Source organism: Paraburkholderia susongensis, from assembly GCF_900177725.1.
In the GTDB taxonomy this organism is placed as follows: Bacteria; Pseudomonadota; Gammaproteobacteria; order Burkholderiales; family Burkholderiaceae; genus Paraburkholderia; species Paraburkholderia susongensis.
The window spans coordinates 254421-269692 of the sequence record NZ_FXAT01000009.1 but is presented as its reverse complement, the minus strand read 5'-3'; the positions used below and the strand labels follow the sequence as shown (position 1 = coordinate 269692).

10 protein-coding genes and 1 pseudogene are annotated in these 15272 nt (G+C 63.1%); 9 read left to right on the top strand and 2 right to left on the bottom strand.

Features of this window, described 5'->3' with window-relative positions:
• Nucleotides 1-617 precede the first annotated feature (617 nt).
• Nucleotides 618-1814 carry a M20 aminoacylase family protein gene (locus B9Z01_RS24885; protein WP_085487956.1) on the bottom strand — a complete coding sequence of 399 codons (1197 nt, stop codon included), beginning with the start codon at nt 1812-1814 and terminating at the stop codon, nt 618-620.
• A 181-nt stretch (nt 1815-1995) separates the two neighbouring features.
• Between B9Z01_RS24885 and B9Z01_RS24880 the strand changes: the two are divergent.
• Together B9Z01_RS24880 and B9Z01_RS24875 are read left to right on the top strand one after the other, a co-directional pair.
• Nucleotides 1996-4068 (top strand): annotated as a pseudogene (locus B9Z01_RS24880) (molybdopterin-containing oxidoreductase family protein); the annotation flags it as partial.
• Nucleotides 4069-4231: 163 nt separating this feature from the next.
• Complete coding sequence (locus tag B9Z01_RS24875; RefSeq protein WP_085487954.1) at nt 4232-5905, top strand: long-chain fatty acid--CoA ligase; 1674 nt, start codon at nt 4232-4234, stop codon at nt 5903-5905.
• 249 nt (nt 5906-6154) lie between these two features.
• Here the strand turns inward: B9Z01_RS24875 and B9Z01_RS24870 are convergent, their stop codons facing one another.
• Nucleotides 6155-7324 (bottom strand): porin, encoded by a 1170-nt coding sequence (locus B9Z01_RS24870; RefSeq protein WP_085487952.1) that lies wholly within the window; start codon nt 7322-7324, stop codon nt 6155-6157.
• 305 nt (nt 7325-7629) lie between these two features.
• Here B9Z01_RS24870 and coq7 point away from each other — a divergent pair, with 305 nt between their 5' ends.
• The 7 genes from coq7 to B9Z01_RS24835 all read left to right on the top strand — a co-directional run bounded on the left by coq7 (nt 7630) and on the right by B9Z01_RS24835 (nt 15262).
• Nucleotides 7630-8268: a 2-polyprenyl-3-methyl-6-methoxy-1,4-benzoquinone monooxygenase gene (gene coq7 / locus B9Z01_RS24865; protein ID WP_085487950.1), complete on the top strand. Its 639-nt coding sequence runs from the start codon at nt 7630-7632 to the stop codon at nt 8266-8268.
• A 422-nt stretch (nt 8269-8690) separates the two neighbouring features.
• Nucleotides 8691-9119: a division/cell wall cluster transcriptional repressor MraZ gene (gene mraZ / locus B9Z01_RS24860; RefSeq protein WP_013090620.1), complete on the top strand. Its 429-nt coding sequence runs from the start codon at nt 8691-8693 to the stop codon at nt 9117-9119.
• Nucleotides 9120-9134: 15 nt separating this feature from the next.
• Complete coding sequence (gene rsmH / locus B9Z01_RS24855) at nt 9135-10088, top strand: 16S rRNA (cytosine(1402)-N(4))-methyltransferase RsmH (protein ID WP_085487948.1); 954 nt, start codon at nt 9135-9137, stop codon at nt 10086-10088.
• Entirely contained in the window at nt 10085-10435 is a 351-nt protein-coding gene (gene ftsL / locus B9Z01_RS24850; RefSeq protein WP_085487946.1) for a cell division protein FtsL, read from the top strand. Before rsmH ends, ftsL begins: the two co-directional genes overlap by 4 nt.
• The gene (locus tag B9Z01_RS24845) at nt 10432-12297 is read left to right on the top strand and encodes a peptidoglycan D,D-transpeptidase FtsI family protein (RefSeq protein WP_085487944.1); all 1866 of its coding nucleotides are present in this window, start codon (nt 10432-10434) and stop codon (nt 12295-12297) included. Before ftsL ends, B9Z01_RS24845 begins: the two co-directional genes overlap by 4 nt.
• Nucleotides 12294-13853, top strand: coding sequence for a UDP-N-acetylmuramoyl-L-alanyl-D-glutamate--2,6-diaminopimelate ligase (locus tag B9Z01_RS24840; RefSeq protein ID WP_085487943.1), 1560 nt, complete (start codon nt 12294-12296; stop codon nt 13851-13853). The genes B9Z01_RS24845 and B9Z01_RS24840 overlap by 4 nt, the downstream gene beginning before the upstream one ends.
• A complete protein-coding gene (locus B9Z01_RS24835; protein WP_085487941.1) occupies nt 13850-15262 on the top strand; it encodes a UDP-N-acetylmuramoyl-tripeptide--D-alanyl-D-alanine ligase in 1413 nt (470 codons plus the stop codon). Before B9Z01_RS24840 ends, B9Z01_RS24835 begins: the two co-directional genes overlap by 4 nt.
• Nucleotides 15263-15272 lie beyond the last annotated feature (10 nt).

The window sequence follows — 15272 nt, the reverse complement described above, 5'->3', positions numbered from 1 at the left end:
GAAACGACTCCACGCCGATGATAGTGCGGATTGCCCGTGTGAAAGTAGGTCATCGTCAGGCTCCTCATGCTGCATCGACTGAACCCCGGTCTCTCGACACGAGAACCGGGGTTCTGGCGTTTACGCCGGCGTCGGACTCCTGATCGTCCATGAGCGGACGACTGGGCTGCCACATCAACCCACCTGTCCGGGCACCATCGGGACCGGATACGCTCGTGCCCGTATGCGGCGGGCGCCATGGGCGAACGGGCGTGAAGTCGGCCTGAGCCGCACCGGACGTCGTTACCTGTCCATCGGGACTGCGGCCAGTCAGGCCCGCCTACGCACTGGCGCCGGATCAGACGTGCCCGCAATAACGCGATCGAGCTGTTCGCTCGCCGCCGTGACAGCCCAGAGCGGCGCGCGATGCAGTTGCCGGTCATGCAATATCGAAGGCATTGACGCCGTTCCCGAACGCACGCCTATGCTGCTGGCAGCGAGTCATATAGACATACAGCCGCCATCGCCATCAATTACGACATCGTTCTCGGACCAACCAAGCAGCAGGCAACAGGCAGCGCCAGCGGCATCACAGCGAAGCGCCACATCCCTCCGCGTCAACGCCCTTCTACTACCTCCTACTTCCCCTGCGCGAGAAACTTCTGCGCCAATCGAACCCAATATGTCGACCCAACTGGCAATAGCTCGTCGTTGAAGTCATAGCTTGCGTTATGCAGCATGCAGGGGCCCGCGCCGTGCCCAGCTTCCCGGTGGCCACCGTCGCCGTTGCCCAGAAATGCGTAACAACCGGGCTTCGCCAGTAGCATGAAAGAAAAATCTTCGGCGCCCATGGTCGGCTCGACCGCGTCGTCGACATTCTCCGCGCCGACGATCTCCTTCATCACCGTCGCAGCAAAACGCGCTTCCTCGCCACTGTTGACAGTCGGCGGATAGTTCCGGTGGAAGTGGACCTGGACAGAGCAATCGTATGCTTCGGCGGTACTCTCCGCGATTTTGCGCATCCGCGCTTCGATCAGGTCGAGTGTCTCGGTGGTGAAGGTCCGCACCGTTCCTGAGATCCATGCATCGTCCGGGACCACGTTGACCGCATCGCCGGCGTGAATCTGGGTGATCGACAACACGGCGGTATCCAGCGGCTTCTTGTTCCGCGTAATGATGCTTTGCAGTCCGTTGGCGATCTGCACCGCCGTAAAGACCGGATCGCGGCCATTATGCGGCAGCGCGGCATGCGCACCTACGCCTTTGATTTCGATGCGGAATTCGTTGCTCGACGCCATGATCGGGCCTTCCGTCACGCCGAAGTGACCCGCCGGAATTCCCGGCCAGTTATGGATGCCGAACACAGCATCCACAGGGAATTTGACGAACAGGCCGTCGTCGATCATCGCTTGCGCACCCGCGCCGCCTTCCTCGGCCGGCTGGAAAATAAATACGATCGTGCCGTCGAAATCGCCGTGCTTGACCAGATACTGAGCCGCGCCGAGCAGCATCGCGGTATGTCCGTCATGGCCGCATGCATGCATCTTGCCGTCGTTTTTCGACCGGTGATCGAAGCCGTTCAGCTCCTGAATCGGCAGAGCGTCCATATCGGCGCGCAGGCCGATCGCGCGCGAGCCGTTGCCGCGCTTCAATACGCCGACCACGCCTGTCTTGCCGAATCCGCGGTGAGTTTCGATGCCCCAGGACTCGAGTGTCCGGGCAACGAGATCAGCTGTCACCGCTTCTTCGTAGCGCAGTTCCGGATGGGCATGGATGGTTCGTCGGAGGGTCTGGATTTCGCCGCGAGCGGCCTGGATTTCGGGAATCAGTTTCATGATGGAGTGATGATGCGTTTGTGCTTGGCTTACGTGGGATCGCTCAGGGCCGCGTTGGCCCGGGCACGGAGATAATCGATTCTACGCCGAAGGCATTTTTGGTGGCACCAGCCAGGTCGACGGGCTGGCGGCGTAATAAAATTCCGCATGCTCGCTCACTATTTGCCTGGAAGGATTACCGATGAACGCCCCGATCGAGTTCGCGCGCGCAGTGTGTCCGCACGATTGTCCCGATACCTGCGCGATGCGTGTGACCATCGACAACGGGCGTGCGATCAAGGTTGTCGGCGACCCCGAGCATGCGCCGACCCAAGGCGTGTTGTGCACGAAGGTCAGCCGTTACGCGGAGCGTGTGTACCATCCGAACCGGCTGACTACACCGATGAAGCGCGTCGGCCGCAAGGGCGAGGGCCGCTTCGAGCCGATCAGTTGGGACGCCGCGCTCGAATTCGCCGCGGCCCGTTTGTCGGAAATCGCGCGCCGTGCGCCGGAAGCGATCTTGCCCTACAGCTATGCCGGCACGATGGGGTTAGTGCAGGGCGACAGCATTGCGCAACGCTTCTTTCACAAGCTCGGCGCGTCCCAACTGGACCGCACGATCTGCGCGGCCGCCGGCGCCGCGGGCATGAAGTACACGTATGGCACGGGCGTTGGCATGCATACCGAGTTTTTCGCCGAGAGCGAAGTGATCCTGATCTGGGGCGCCAACCCGATCGCATCGAATCTGCATTTCTGGACGCGCGCACAGGAAGCCAAGCGTCGCGGCGCGCAACTGATCGCAATCGATCCGTACCGCTCGCTGACCGCCGAAAAATGCCACCAGCACATCGCACCGAAGCCCGGCACCGACGGCGCTTTGGCGCTCGGCATGATGAACGTGCTGATTACCGAAGACCTGCTGGATCATGCGTACATTGAGGCACACACGCTCGGGTTTGCGGAACTGAAGGAACGCGCGCTCAACTATCCGCTATCTCGCGCTAGTGAAATTTGCGGCATTGAAGGGCAAGTAATCGCCGATCTTGCACGGCTTTACGGCGGCACGAAGAAGGCGGCGATTCGCCTGAACTACGGTCTGCAACGGGTGCGCGGCGGCGGCAATGCGGTGCGCGCAATCGCGTGCCTGCCGTCGCTGACGGGCGCGTGGCGTGAGCGCGCGGGCGGGGCGCTGCTGTCCTCTGGCGGCTGGGCGCCGGTCGACTCGCATGCGTTGCAGCGTCCTGACCTGATGCCCGGCTGGCCTGCGAGGCCAAGCCGTGTCGTCAATATGAATGCGATCGGCGATGCGCTGCTGCATCCCGGCGAAGCAGCGTTCGGCCCGAAAATCGAGGCCATCGTCGTCTACAACTCGAATCCCGTGGCGGTTGCGCCGGACTCCGAGCGGGTCGCGGCGGGCTTTGCGCGCGAAGACCTGTTCACGATCGTGCTCGAGCATTTCCAGACCGACACCGCTGACTATGCCGACCTGCTGCTGCCCGCCACGACGCAGCTCGAACACCTCGACGTGCACAAGTCGTACGGGCACACGCACGTGATGGTCAACCTGCCCGCGATCGCACCCATTGGCGACGCCCGTCCGAACACCGAAATCTTTCGCGGCCTCGCGCGTCACATGGGGCTCGACGAACCAGCGCTATTCGAGAGCGACGAAGCGATCGCGCAGGCCGCGTTCCGCTGGCAGGATAAAACGCTCGAAGGTATGGACTGGCCGACGCTGAAGCAGGCCGGCTGGGCCAAGCTCAATTTGCCCGATGCGCCTTTCGCCGATGGCGGTTTCCGCACACCGTCCGGCAAGTGCGAGTTCTACAGCGAGCGACTCGCGCAGCAAGGCCTCGATCCGCTACCGGACTATCTGCCGCCCTACGAATCCGCCGACGGCTCGCCTGAACTCGCCGCCCGTTATCCGCTCGCGATGATTTCGCCGCCCGCGCGCAATTTCCTGAATAGCACCTTCGTGAACATCGAAAGTCTGCGCGCGACGGAAGGCGAGCCGCATCTCGACATCCATCCGGTCGACGCGCATGCGCGAAACATCGCCGACGGCGATCAGGTGCGTATTTTCAACGACCGTGGCTCGATGCAGGCGCGTGCCCGCGTGACCGACAGGGCGCGCGAAGGGCTCGTGGTCGGATTGTCGATCTGGTGGAAGAAGCTCGCGCCGGACGGCCGCAACGCCAATCAACTGACCAGCCAGGCCCTCACCGATCTCGGCGGCTCGGCTACGTTTTATGACTGTCTTGTCGAAGTCGAGCGAGCCCGAAACGGGTCAGAAACCCGGCTGGATATTCCATCGGCGCACGTGCCTCGCGAGTTCGAGGCTGACGTCTAACCACGCTGCTTTCGCCATTAGCCATAACGTGCCCATGCTACGATGCATTTTTAGCACGATCATTCGAAAATAATTCAGGAGACGCTGCATGGAGAAAATCTGGCTGAAATCTTATCCGCCCGGCGTTCCCGCAGAAATCGATCCAACGCGCTATTCATCGGTTGCCGAGCTGCTCGAGGAGGCTTTCCGCGAGCATCGGGCCAAGCCGGCGTTCGTCTGCATGGGCAAGGAAATCAGCTACGGCGAGCTAGACGAGCTTTCGCGCAGGCTGGCTGCGTGGCTGCAGTCGAAGGGGCTCGCCCGCGGCGCGCGCGTCGCGATCATGATGCCGAACGTGCTGCAATATCCGGTAGCGATCGCCGCGATCCTGCGTGCGGGCTACGTGGTCGTGAACGTGAATCCGCTTTACACGCCGCGCGAACTCGAGCATCAACTGAAGGACAGCGGTGCCGAAGCGATCATCCTGCTCGAAAATTTCGCGGGAACGTTGCAGACGATCATGCGCAATACGCCGGTCAGGCATGTCGTCGTCGCGGCAATGGGCGACCTGATGGGAATCAAGGGCCCGCTCGTCAACTTCGTCGTGCGCAAGGTGAAGAAGATGGTGCCGGCGTGGAGCCTGCCGGGTCACGTCAGGTTCAACGACGCGGTCGCGCAAGGCGCGGGCCAGAGTTTCAAGCCGGCTCAGCAGGGACCGGACGACATCGCGTTCCTGCAGTACACGGGTGGCACAACCGGCGTGGCGAAAGGCGCGACGCTGCTGCATCGGAACCTGATCGCCAACGTTTTGCAGTCCGAAGTCTGGCTCGATCCGGTGCGTGCGAACCGCACTGATATCGATCAGTTCATCACGGTTGTCGCGCTGCCGCTTTATCACGTGTTCGCGCTGACCGTGTGTGGCCTGCTGACGATCCGCACCGGCGGTCTCGGCGTGCTGATTCCGAATCCACGCGACATTCCCGGCATGATCAAGTCGCTGGAAGGCTATGCGATCACGACGATTCCCGCCGTCAACACGCTGTATAACGCGATGCTGAACAGCCCCGACTTCCCCAAGCTCAATTTCTCGAAGCTGCTCACCGCGAACGGCGGCGGCATGGCGGTGCAGGAAGCGGTGGCGAAGCGCTGGTTCGAGCTGACGCGCACGCCGATCGTCGAAGGATATGGGTTGTCGGAAACGTCGCCGTGCGTGACCTGCAATCCGGTCACCGCGACCGAATACAGCGGCACGATTGGCCTGCCGCTGCCGTCCACCGAAGTCTCGATCCGCGACGACGACGGCAACGAGGTGCCGCTCGGCCAGCCCGGCGAAATCTGCATCCGCGGACCGCAGGTGATGGCGGGCTACTGGAACCGGCCGGACGAGACCGCCAAGGTCATGACGCCGGATGGTTTCTTCAAATCGGGCGATGTCGGGATGATGAACGCGGATGGCTTCATCAAGATCGTCGATCGCAAGAAGGACATGATTCTCGTGTCCGGTTTCAACGTCTATCCGAATGAGATCGAGGACGTCGTGGCCAAGTTGCCCGGTGTGTTCGAAGTTGCCGCGGTCGGTGTGCCTGACACGCATTCGGGCGAGGCGGTGAAACTGTTTGTCGTGAAGAAAGACCCGTCGTTGACCGACGAGGAGATCTTCGCGTACTGCAAAACGCAACTGACCGGCTACAAGCGGCCCAAAATCGTCGAATTCCGTACGGAGCTGCCAAAGAGCAACGTTGGCAAGATTCTGCGTCGCGAGTTGCGCGACGGAAGGGCGTAAGCGTATCCAACGCATGGTTGCGCACTCAACCTGACCCGGAGCTCGACTAACAAAGCGAGCCATCGCACCAAAGCAAACAGCCCGGCGGACGAAAGTCACGCCGGGCTGTTTGCTTTGAACGAGATCGCAGCCTGGGATGGAATCGCAACAGCCAGCATCGCGAATGAACCAGACAAGCGCCCCCAAACTATGGGCGCAAAAAAAGGCGCCCGAAGGCGCCTTTGAGAGAGACTGCTTTTTTACGACTTATTAGAACTTGTGGCGGATACCGACGCGAGCCGTGAACTGGTTGCTGGTCGACGAACCCGTCAGGCCGTTGATGCCTGCCGTTGCATCGACAATATCGCCCGCTGCGTTCATCGTTTCGCCCAGAGCGTGCTGGTACACGCCGATCACGTACACGTCGGTGCGCTTGGACAGGAAGTAGTCCACGCCCAGTGCGCCTTGGTGGTACTGAGCACGCGAGGTGCCTTCGATCGATGCGCCGCGCGTGTAGTCATACGCTGCGCCGACCAGCAGTGCCGGGGTCAACTGATACTTGAAGTTGATTTCGCCGTTGTTGAACGTAGCCGACTGGCCCTGGAGCGGCGACGCGAAGGTCTTGCCCAAGTTGCCGAAGCGGATGTTCGAATACGTCAGGCCGACCGTTGCCGCGCCGAACGTGTATGCACCGCCCGCACCGATGACCTGGTACGTGTTAGCCGACGTGAAGCCAGCGTAGACCGGGCTCGTTACAGCTGCATTAGGCGCCGTGATCGTGCCGCCGTTGTTGAAGATACCGCCCGAAGCTGCCGGCGTGCGTGCGTTCAAATAACCCACGCCCAATTGCAGCGGACCGTTGTTGTAGCCAGCACCCAACGACCAGATCTGATTGCCGGTGAAGTTGCCTGCCTGGCCGCCGAGGCTATACGTGCCGCCGAACGTCAGGCCGCCGTAGTTTGCGCTCGTGTACTTGACCGTGTTGTTGGTGCGGTACGCGTTGTTGAAGTTGTCGATATCGCCCGGGTGAGCAGCGATGTAGCCGCCCCACTGGTCGCCGGCTTCCATCGGGCCGACGTAGTCGACGACGGAGTCGTACTGACGACCCAGCGTGACCGTACCGAAGTTGCTCGACAGACCGACGTAAGCCTGACGGCCGAACATCAGGCCACCTTGACCGAGCTTGCCGTTGGTCACGTCAAAGCCGTTTTCCAACACGAACAGTGCCTTCAGACCGCCGCCCAGATCTTCCGTGCCACGCAGGCCGAAACGCGAGCCTTGCATCACACCGCTGGACATGTCGTACTTGTGGAAGCCACCGGCGTTGGTATTCATGTTGATACCAACGTCAATGATGCCGTACAGGGTCACGCTGCTCTGAGCATGCGCGACGCCTGCGAATGCGCCCAGTGCTGCGAGAGCGAGAAGCGACTTTTTCATCGAATGATCTCCAAGGATTACGAATCTTTTGTACAAGGCGAAATATTTATCTGGCGCTCAAGGCCTTGCTTGTGCAACTTCGCGAGAAGTTGCCACGTAATGTAACAAAAGGCATACATGGCACAAAGAAAAAGGAGGTGGCCAGGAGGGCTCCTGTTTCGTTTACGCAACATGGTCTAGAATCGGAAATTGGCTGTCCGTTTCATCCGGATCCGAGGTTCCCGCGTAGCCGGTTTTGCGTCGCAAAGCCTTGTCGCGTGGACGTTCCGGTTCGGTGAAGCGGCCGTTGAATCAGGGAGTGCTTTATGTTGCTGGACGAGTTGATTGGCGAGTTTGATCGGGGTTTACGCTCACTGACGGGCGTGTCGCGGATGAGTCGTCCGCTGCCTATTCCACAGGAGTCCGTGGCGACGGCCGAGGCACCCGAACTCTCGCCAGCGGAACGCGCGCACGCAGCCGGTTTGATGCGCGTGAATCATGTCGGCGAAGTCTGCGCGCAGGCGCTTTACCAGGCTCAGAAACTCGCCACTCGTTCGCCTTCGTTGCGCGCCGTGTTCGATCGCGCCGCGATCGAGGAAGAAGATCATCTCGCGTGGACCGCGAAGCGCCTCGAGGCGCTCGATTCGCGTCCGAGTCTGCTGAATCCGCTCTGGTACACCGGTGCCTTGGCGATCGGTCTCGCCGCCGGTCGCATGGGAGATCGCGTGAGTCTCGGCTTCATGGCTGAAACCGAGCGGCAGGTGGAGTTGCATCTCGACAGCCATCTCGACGAGCTGCCGCCCGCCGATCACGAATCGCGCGCGATCGTCGAGCAGATGCGGATCGACGAAGCACAGCACGGCAAGGCCGCGATGGATGCCGGCGGCGTCGAGTTGCCGTTTCCCGCGCGTGCGTTGATGCGCGCGATGTCGAAAGTCATGACGCGCACAGCCTATTACATATAAAAGCTGTCAGGCCGGACCCACCGCTGAAACGTATTTTCCGAAATGGGACGGCGCCCCGCGCGCCGTTCGTCGAAGGCCCTCTGCAAGCCTCATTTATTCCTTCCGATCCGCCTTAACGATCTCTTTCAATCCGCGTTGTTCCCCCGCGCTTTTCACGTATCACCTTCACAAGTTTCACTAGCTCATTCATTTATAACGGTTTTCCGTTTTATGCCTGACGTGAAGGAGTCGCGCTAAGTCCTTGTTCTAGCAAACAAAATTCGCTCGAAAAGCGGGTATCTCCCTTGACCCCTGTTTAGCGTTCCTCTAAAGTGGGAGGCAGTGTGAGAAAGTGTATTTTTGTGTGATCTCCACACCACTTTCAGGTAGATTTTCAGGAATCGGGAAGCCGGCGCAACAGCGTCGCAAGAGGGGAGAGTGAAGTGTTCCAAGGGGCGTCGGCGCTGACGCTCGATGCGAAAGGGCGGATGTCGATTCCCTCTCGTTATCGGGATGCGCTGCAAACACAGGCAGAGGGCCGGGTGACGATCACCAAGCACCCGGACGGCTGCCTGTTGCTCTTTCCGCGCCCGGAATGGGAGATCTTCCGCGACAAGGTCGACAAGCTGCCCATGAACGCAGCCTGGTGGAAGCGCATTTTTCTCGGCAACGCAATGGATGTGGATATGGACGGCGCAGGCCGCGTGCTCGTGTCGCCGGAGTTGCGCGCCGCTGGCTCGCTGGAAAAAGAAGTGACCTTGCTCGGCATGGGCCGTCACTTCGAGTTGTGGGATGCACAGATTTACGCCGCGAAGGAACAGGCGGCGATCGCCGAGGGCATGCCCGACGCGTTGAAAGATTTCACGTTCTGATCGCGGTTCAACTTTATGGCATCTGCGATGGGAAACGAATTGCAGCATCGCACGGTGCTGCTGAACGAAGCGGTCGACGCGTTGGTGACGCGCACGGACGGCACGTATGTGGACGGCACGTTCGGCCGGGGCGGTCATAGCCGCCTCGTGCTGGAGCGGTTGGGTGAAGCGGGGCGGCTGATCGCGTTCGACAAGGACCCGCTCGCCATCGCGACGGCGCAGATGATCGGCGATCCGCGCTTTGGCATCGTGCATGAGAGTTTTGCTTCACTGCGCTCCGCAATGGCGGAGCGTGGCGTAGGACGGGTGTCGGGTGTTTTGCTGGATCTGGGCGTGTCGTCGCCGCAAGTCGACGATCCGGAGCGGGGCTTCAGCTTCCGCGCCGACGGCCCGCTCGACATGCGGATGGACCCGACGCGCGGCGAGTCCGCGGCTGACTGGCTCGCGCGGGCCACGGTGCAGGAATTGACGGAGGTGATACGAGATTATGGGGAAGAACGGTTTGCTTTTCAGATTGCAAAGGCGCTTGTTGCTCGCCGGGCAGAGTCCGACCGTCTTGGGCCTCTCGTCAGCACGGGCGAGCTTGCCCAAATCGTGGCTAACGTCGTCAAAACCCGTGAGAAGGGTAAGGACCCGGCAACCCGCACCTTTCAGGCTATACGGATTCACGTCAATCAAGAGCTTGCGGAGCTGCAAGTCGTTTTAGAAGCAGCGTTGTCGCTGTTGGAGCAAGGGGGGCGGCTGGTGGTCATCAGCTTTCATTCGCTCGAGGATCGGATCGTCAAGCGATTCATGCAGGCGCACGCGAGTGCGCCGGCGGTCGATCGCCGTCTGCCGATCCGCGCAGTTGACCTGCCGAGCCCCCCGCTCAAGATCATCGGCCGTGTATTCGCGAGCGACGCAGAAGTCGCTGAGAACCCGCGCGCCCGTTCTGCCGTGATGCGTGTGGCGGAGCGGATCGCGCCATGAACCGCCTCAATATTTTCCTGCTGATCATCGTGATGGGCTGTGCCTTGTCGGTTGTCAACGCGACCAATCAGCAGCGTCAGATCTTTATCCAGTTGCAGCGCGCTCAATCGCAGGAGCGTCAACTGCAGCAGGACTATTCGCAGCTTCAATATCAGCAGAGCGCGCTGTCGAAGACCTCGCGCATCGAGCAGATCGCCACCGCCTCGCTGAAGATGCAATCGGTCACGACGGGCCGCACCCAGTACCTGACGCTCGACCCGGGCGCCGCGAAGGCTGAGGACGCGCCCATTCCGACTTCTGCTCCGGCCTCGGCGCCGGCGGCGACCCGTCGCGGAGGCACGCGATGAAAAAATCGTCGGCTCGCAAGAGCGTTGCGTTTTCCGCCAATCCGATCCTGTCGGTGCGCCTGCCGATGTGGCGCTCGAAGCTCGTCGTGTTCATGCTGTTCATGGCGTTCGTCGCGCTCGCCGCGCGCGCGTTCTGGATTCAGGGACCGGGCAACGCGTTCTATCTGAAGCAGGGCGAAATCCGTTATCAGCGCCGCATCGAATTGCCGGCCACGCGCGGCAAGATTCTCGACCGCAACGGTCTCGTGCTCGCCACGAGTCTGCCCGTGCGCGCGATCTGGGCGATTCCCGAAGCGGTGCCCGACGATCTCGGCGCCGACAAGCTCGACTCGCTGGGCAAGCTGCTCGGCATGACCACCAAGGAGCTGCGCACGAAGCTCTCGGAAGACAAGACCTTCGTCTACGTGAAGCGCCAGGTGCCGCTCGACGTCGCCGCGAAAGTCGCCGCGCTCGACATCCCCGGCATTTACTCGCGCGAGGAATACAAGCGCTTCTATCCCGAGGGCGAAATCACCGCTCACCTGATCGGCTTCACGAACGTCGAGGACGAGGGCCAGGAAGGCGTCGAGCTCGGCGACCAGAAGCTGCTCGCCGGCATGTCGGGCAGCCGCCGCGTCATCAAGGACCGCATGGGCCACGTCATCGAGGACGTGGACGAGCAGGTCGTGCCGCACAACGGCCAGGACGTCGATCTGTCGATCGACAGCAAGATCCAGTACATCGCCTATACGAACCTGAAAGCGGCCGTCGAGAAATTCAAGGCGAAGGCCGGCGCGGCGATGGTGATCGACGTGCGCACGGGCGAAGTGCTCGCGCTCGTCAACTACCCGACCTACAACCCGAACGACCGCTCGCACCTGACCGGCGACCAGCTGCGCAACCGCATCCTGACCGACACGTTCGAGCCGGGCTCGATCATGAAGCCGTTCACGATTTCGCTCGCGCTCGATCTGCACCGCGTGACGCCGACTACACTGGTGAATACGGGCGGTGGCCGCTTCGTGCTCGATGGCGCACCGATTACCGACGACAGCGCGTTCGGCGTGCTGACGGTCGGCGGTGTGATCCAGAAGTCGAGCAACATCGGCGCGACGAAGATCGCGATGCAGTTGAAGCCCGAAGAGATGTGGAACATGTACACGAGCATCGGTCTCGGCCAGGCGCCGAAGGTCGGTTTCCCGGGCGCGGCGGCGGGCCGTCTGCGTCCGTGGAAGAGCTGGCGCCGCATCGAGCAGGCAACCATGTCGTACGGTTATGGCCTGTCGGTGTCGCTGTTCCAGCTCGGCCGCGCGTACACCGCGATCGCGCACGACGGCGAAATCATGCCGGTGTCGATTTTCCACACGCCGGGCGACCAGCCGGCCATCGGTCCGCAGATTTTCTCGCCGACCACCGCGCGTGAAGTGCGCGCGATGCTCGAAACCGTGGTCGCGCCCGGCGGCACCTCGCCGGATGCGGCCGTGCCGGGCTATCGCGTCGGCGGCAAGAGCGGTACGGCCTACAAGCACGGCCCGCACGGTTACGACCACTCCAAATACCGCGCATCGTTCGTCGGCATGGCGCCGATGCCGAATCCGCGCATCGTCGTCGCCGTATCGGTCGACGAACCGACCGCGGGCAGCCACTTCGGCGGGCAGGTGTCGGGTCCGGTGTTCTCGGGCATCGTCGGCGATACGCTGCGCGCGCTGAACGTGCCGCCCGACATGCCCGTCAAGCAGATGGTCGTGTCCGACGACTCGGCGCCGGCCGCGCCCGGCGTGCCGGCCACGCAGTCCGGCGCCAAGAAACTGTCCACGAGTCCCGGCGTGAAAAAGATGACCATTTCCGCCAACACGAAGAATCATCCCGGAGTCGAGCGATGAGCGCGCTGCGCGAGCAACATCCAGCGCACCGGCAGATCGCCGACGCCCTCGCCTGGCTGCACGCGCACGTGCAGCCAGGCGCGCAATTGCACGCCGACACGCGCTCGCTCGCGGCCGGCGACGCGTTCTTCGCGTATGCGGTCGACGGTGCGGACAACCGTCCGTTCATCGACGCCGCGATCGAGCGCGGCGCGGCAGCCGTTCTCGTGCAACCGGAAGGCTTTGCCGGCACGCTCGACCCGTCCGTCGCGCACGCGGTGCCCGCGTTGAACGAACTCGCCGGCTCGATCGCGAGCGCCTGGTATAGCGATCCGAGCGACGTGCTGCTCGCGGTCGGCATCACCGGTACGAACGGCAAGACTTCGTGCAGCCAGTGGATCGCCACGGCGCTGAGTTCGCTCGGCACGCGCTGCGCGATCATCGGCACGCTCGGCACGGGCTTTCCCGGCCAGCTCATGCATACCGGCTTCACGACGCCCGACGCGCCGCAGTTGCAACGCAGCCTCGCGCAGTTGCGCGACGCGGGTGCGCAGGCGGTCGCGATGGAAGTGTCGTCGCACGCGCTGCATCAGGGGCGTGTGAACGGCACCGCGTTCGACATCGCCGTGTTCACGAATCTCACGCAGGACCATCTCGACTATCACGGCACGTTCGCAGCCTATGAAGCGTCGAAGGCGCACCTGTTCGCATGGCCGGAGCTGCGCGCGGCCGTGATCAATCGCGACGACGCGGCCGGCCGCCGTTTGCTTGCGAGCACGCGCGCTCATGCGCGCACGATTGCGTACGGTCTCGATACCGCGGCGGCAGTTGAGCCCAAAGACATGCCGCAAGCCGACGCATGGCTCGCCGCCTCGAATGTGCGTGCCACGGCCACCGGCACCGCGTTCCATCTGCGCACCTCGGACTGGGGCAACGCGGAAGTCGAAGTGCAGACGCTCGGCGCATTCAACGTGAGCAATCTGCTCGCCGTGCTCGGCACTCTGCTCGCCGCCGACGTGCCGTTCGACGCGGCGCTTGCCGAACTCGCGAAGCTCGAGCCGGTGAACGGCCGCATGCAGCGTTTGGGCGGCCGTCTGCAAAACGACGAACCGCTTGTCGTCATCGATTACGCGCACACGCCCGACGCGCTCGAAAAAACGCTCGAAGCGCTGCGCCCGATGGCGGCCGCGCGCGGTGGCGAACTCGTCTGCATGTTCGGCTGCGGCGGCGACCGCGATGCGACCAAGCGCCCGCTGATGGGCGCGATCGCCGAAAAGCTCGCGGACAGCCTCGTCGTCACGAGCGACAACCCGCGCAGCGAAGATCCGCTCGCGATCATCGAGCAGATCGCGGCGGGCATGAAGGACGCGTCGAAGGCACGCCGCATCGAGGACCGCGCGAGCGCGATTCTGCAGGCGATTCGCGGCGCCGCGCGCGAAGACGTGATCGTGCTGGCCGGCAAGGGACACGAAGCAACACAGGAAATCATGGGCAAGAAACGCGCTTTCTCCGATCAGGACCACGCCCGCCTCGCGCTCGCCGCGCGGGCGACGCAAGCACGCGGAGGTGGCGAATGAGCATGTTTTCGCTGCGTACAGCCGCCGCGCTGATCCCGGGCGCGACCGTCACCGGTGACGACAGCGTGCGTTTCGAGGGCGTCTCGACCGACAGCCGCAGCGCCGGTCCCGGCGATCTGTTCATCGCGATCAAGGGCGATCGTTTCGACGCGCACGATTTCCTGCCGCAGGTCGCGACGCGCAACGTCGCGGCCGTGCTGGTCGCGCGCACGCCGGAAAACTGGAGCGTGCCCGCGATCCGCGTCGCCGACACGCGCGCCGCACTCGGCGTGCTCGCGCGCGGCTGGCGCCGCCAGTTCAGCATGCCGCTCGTCGCGGTGACGGGCAGCAACGGCAAGACCACGGTCAAGGAAATGATCGCGTCGATCTTCGCGGCGGCGGTCGGCGCCGATGCGCGTCTCGCGACTGCGGGCAACTTCAACAACGACATCGGTTTGCCGCTCACGCTGTTCCGGCTGCATGCCGCGCATCGGCTCGCGGTGGTCGAGCTCGGCATGAACCATCCGGGCGAAACCGAACTGCTCGCGAAGCTCGCCGAGCCGACCGTCGCCGTCGTGAACAACGCGCAACGCGAGCATCAGGAATTCATGGCGACCGTCGAAGCGGTCGCGCTCGAGCATGCAAGCGTGATTCATGCGCTGTCGCCCGAAGGCACGGCCGTGTTCCCCGCCGACGACGCCTACGCGAGCATCTGGCGTGTGGCCGCGACCGGCAGCCGCATCGTCGATTTCGCGCTGAACAACGCCGAGCGCACGACCGAAGCCGCGGTGAAGGGCACGTTCGACGGCAAGCGCCTCTCCATCGATACGCCGCAAGGCCACCTCGACGTCACGCTGCAGGTGCTCGGCAATCACAACGCGCACAACGCGCTCGCTGCGACCGCGGCCGCGGTCGCGGCGGGTGTGTCGCTCGATGCGATCCAACGCGGCCTCGAATCGTTCGGCGCGGTGAAGGGGCGTCTGCAGGTCAAGCAGGCCGTGCTCGGCACGCTCGCGGGCGCGACCGTGATCGACGACACCTACAACGCGAATCCCGACTCGATGCGCGCCGCGATCGACGTGCTCGTCTCGTGCGCGTCGCCGCGCGTGCTCGTGATGGGCGACATGGGCGAGGTCGGCGACAACGGCCCGGTGTTTCACCGCGAAATCGGCGCCTATGCGAAAGAGCGCGGCATCGACGCGCTGTACGCGCTGGGCGACGCTTCGCGCGACGCCTGCACCGCCTATGGCGCGGGCGCGCACCACGTCGCCGATGTCGGCGCGCTGGTCGCGCAACTGCAGCAGGCCGGCTTCGGCGCTGCTGCAACGCTTCTCGTGAAAGGTTCGCGCTTCATGCAGATGGAGCGCGTGGTGGACGCCGTGACGAGTCCACAACCCAACGCTGCGGGCTCGACGCCCGCCGCACATTGAAATAGAAGGA

What these genes read in the sequence shown, in the direction of transcription:
- B9Z01_RS24870 (WP_085487952.1), bottom strand. Translation starts at nt 7,324, where the DNA reads ATGAAAAAGTCGCTTCTCGCTCTCGCAGCACTGGGCGCATTCGCAGGC.
- ftsL (WP_085487946.1), top strand. Translation starts at nt 10,085, where the DNA reads ATGAACCGCCTCAATATTTTCCTGCTGATCATCGTGATGGGCTGTGCC.
- B9Z01_RS24840 (WP_085487943.1), top strand. Translation starts at nt 12,294, where the DNA reads ATGAGCGCGCTGCGCGAGCAACATCCAGCGCACCGGCAGATCGCCGAC.
- B9Z01_RS24875 (WP_085487954.1), top strand. Translation starts at nt 4,232, where the DNA reads ATGGAGAAAATCTGGCTGAAATCTTATCCGCCCGGCGTTCCCGCAGAA.
- coq7 (WP_085487950.1), top strand. Translation starts at nt 7,630, where the DNA reads ATGTTGCTGGACGAGTTGATTGGCGAGTTTGATCGGGGTTTACGCTCA.
- B9Z01_RS24885 (WP_085487956.1), bottom strand. Translation starts at nt 1,814, where the DNA reads ATGAAACTGATTCCCGAAATCCAGGCCGCTCGCGGCGAAATCCAGACC.
- B9Z01_RS24845 (WP_085487944.1), top strand. Translation starts at nt 10,432, where the DNA reads ATGAAAAAATCGTCGGCTCGCAAGAGCGTTGCGTTTTCCGCCAATCCG.
- B9Z01_RS24835 (WP_085487941.1), top strand. Translation starts at nt 13,850, where the DNA reads ATGAGCATGTTTTCGCTGCGTACAGCCGCCGCGCTGATCCCGGGCGCG.
- rsmH (WP_085487948.1), top strand. Translation starts at nt 9,135, where the DNA reads ATGGCATCTGCGATGGGAAACGAATTGCAGCATCGCACGGTGCTGCTG.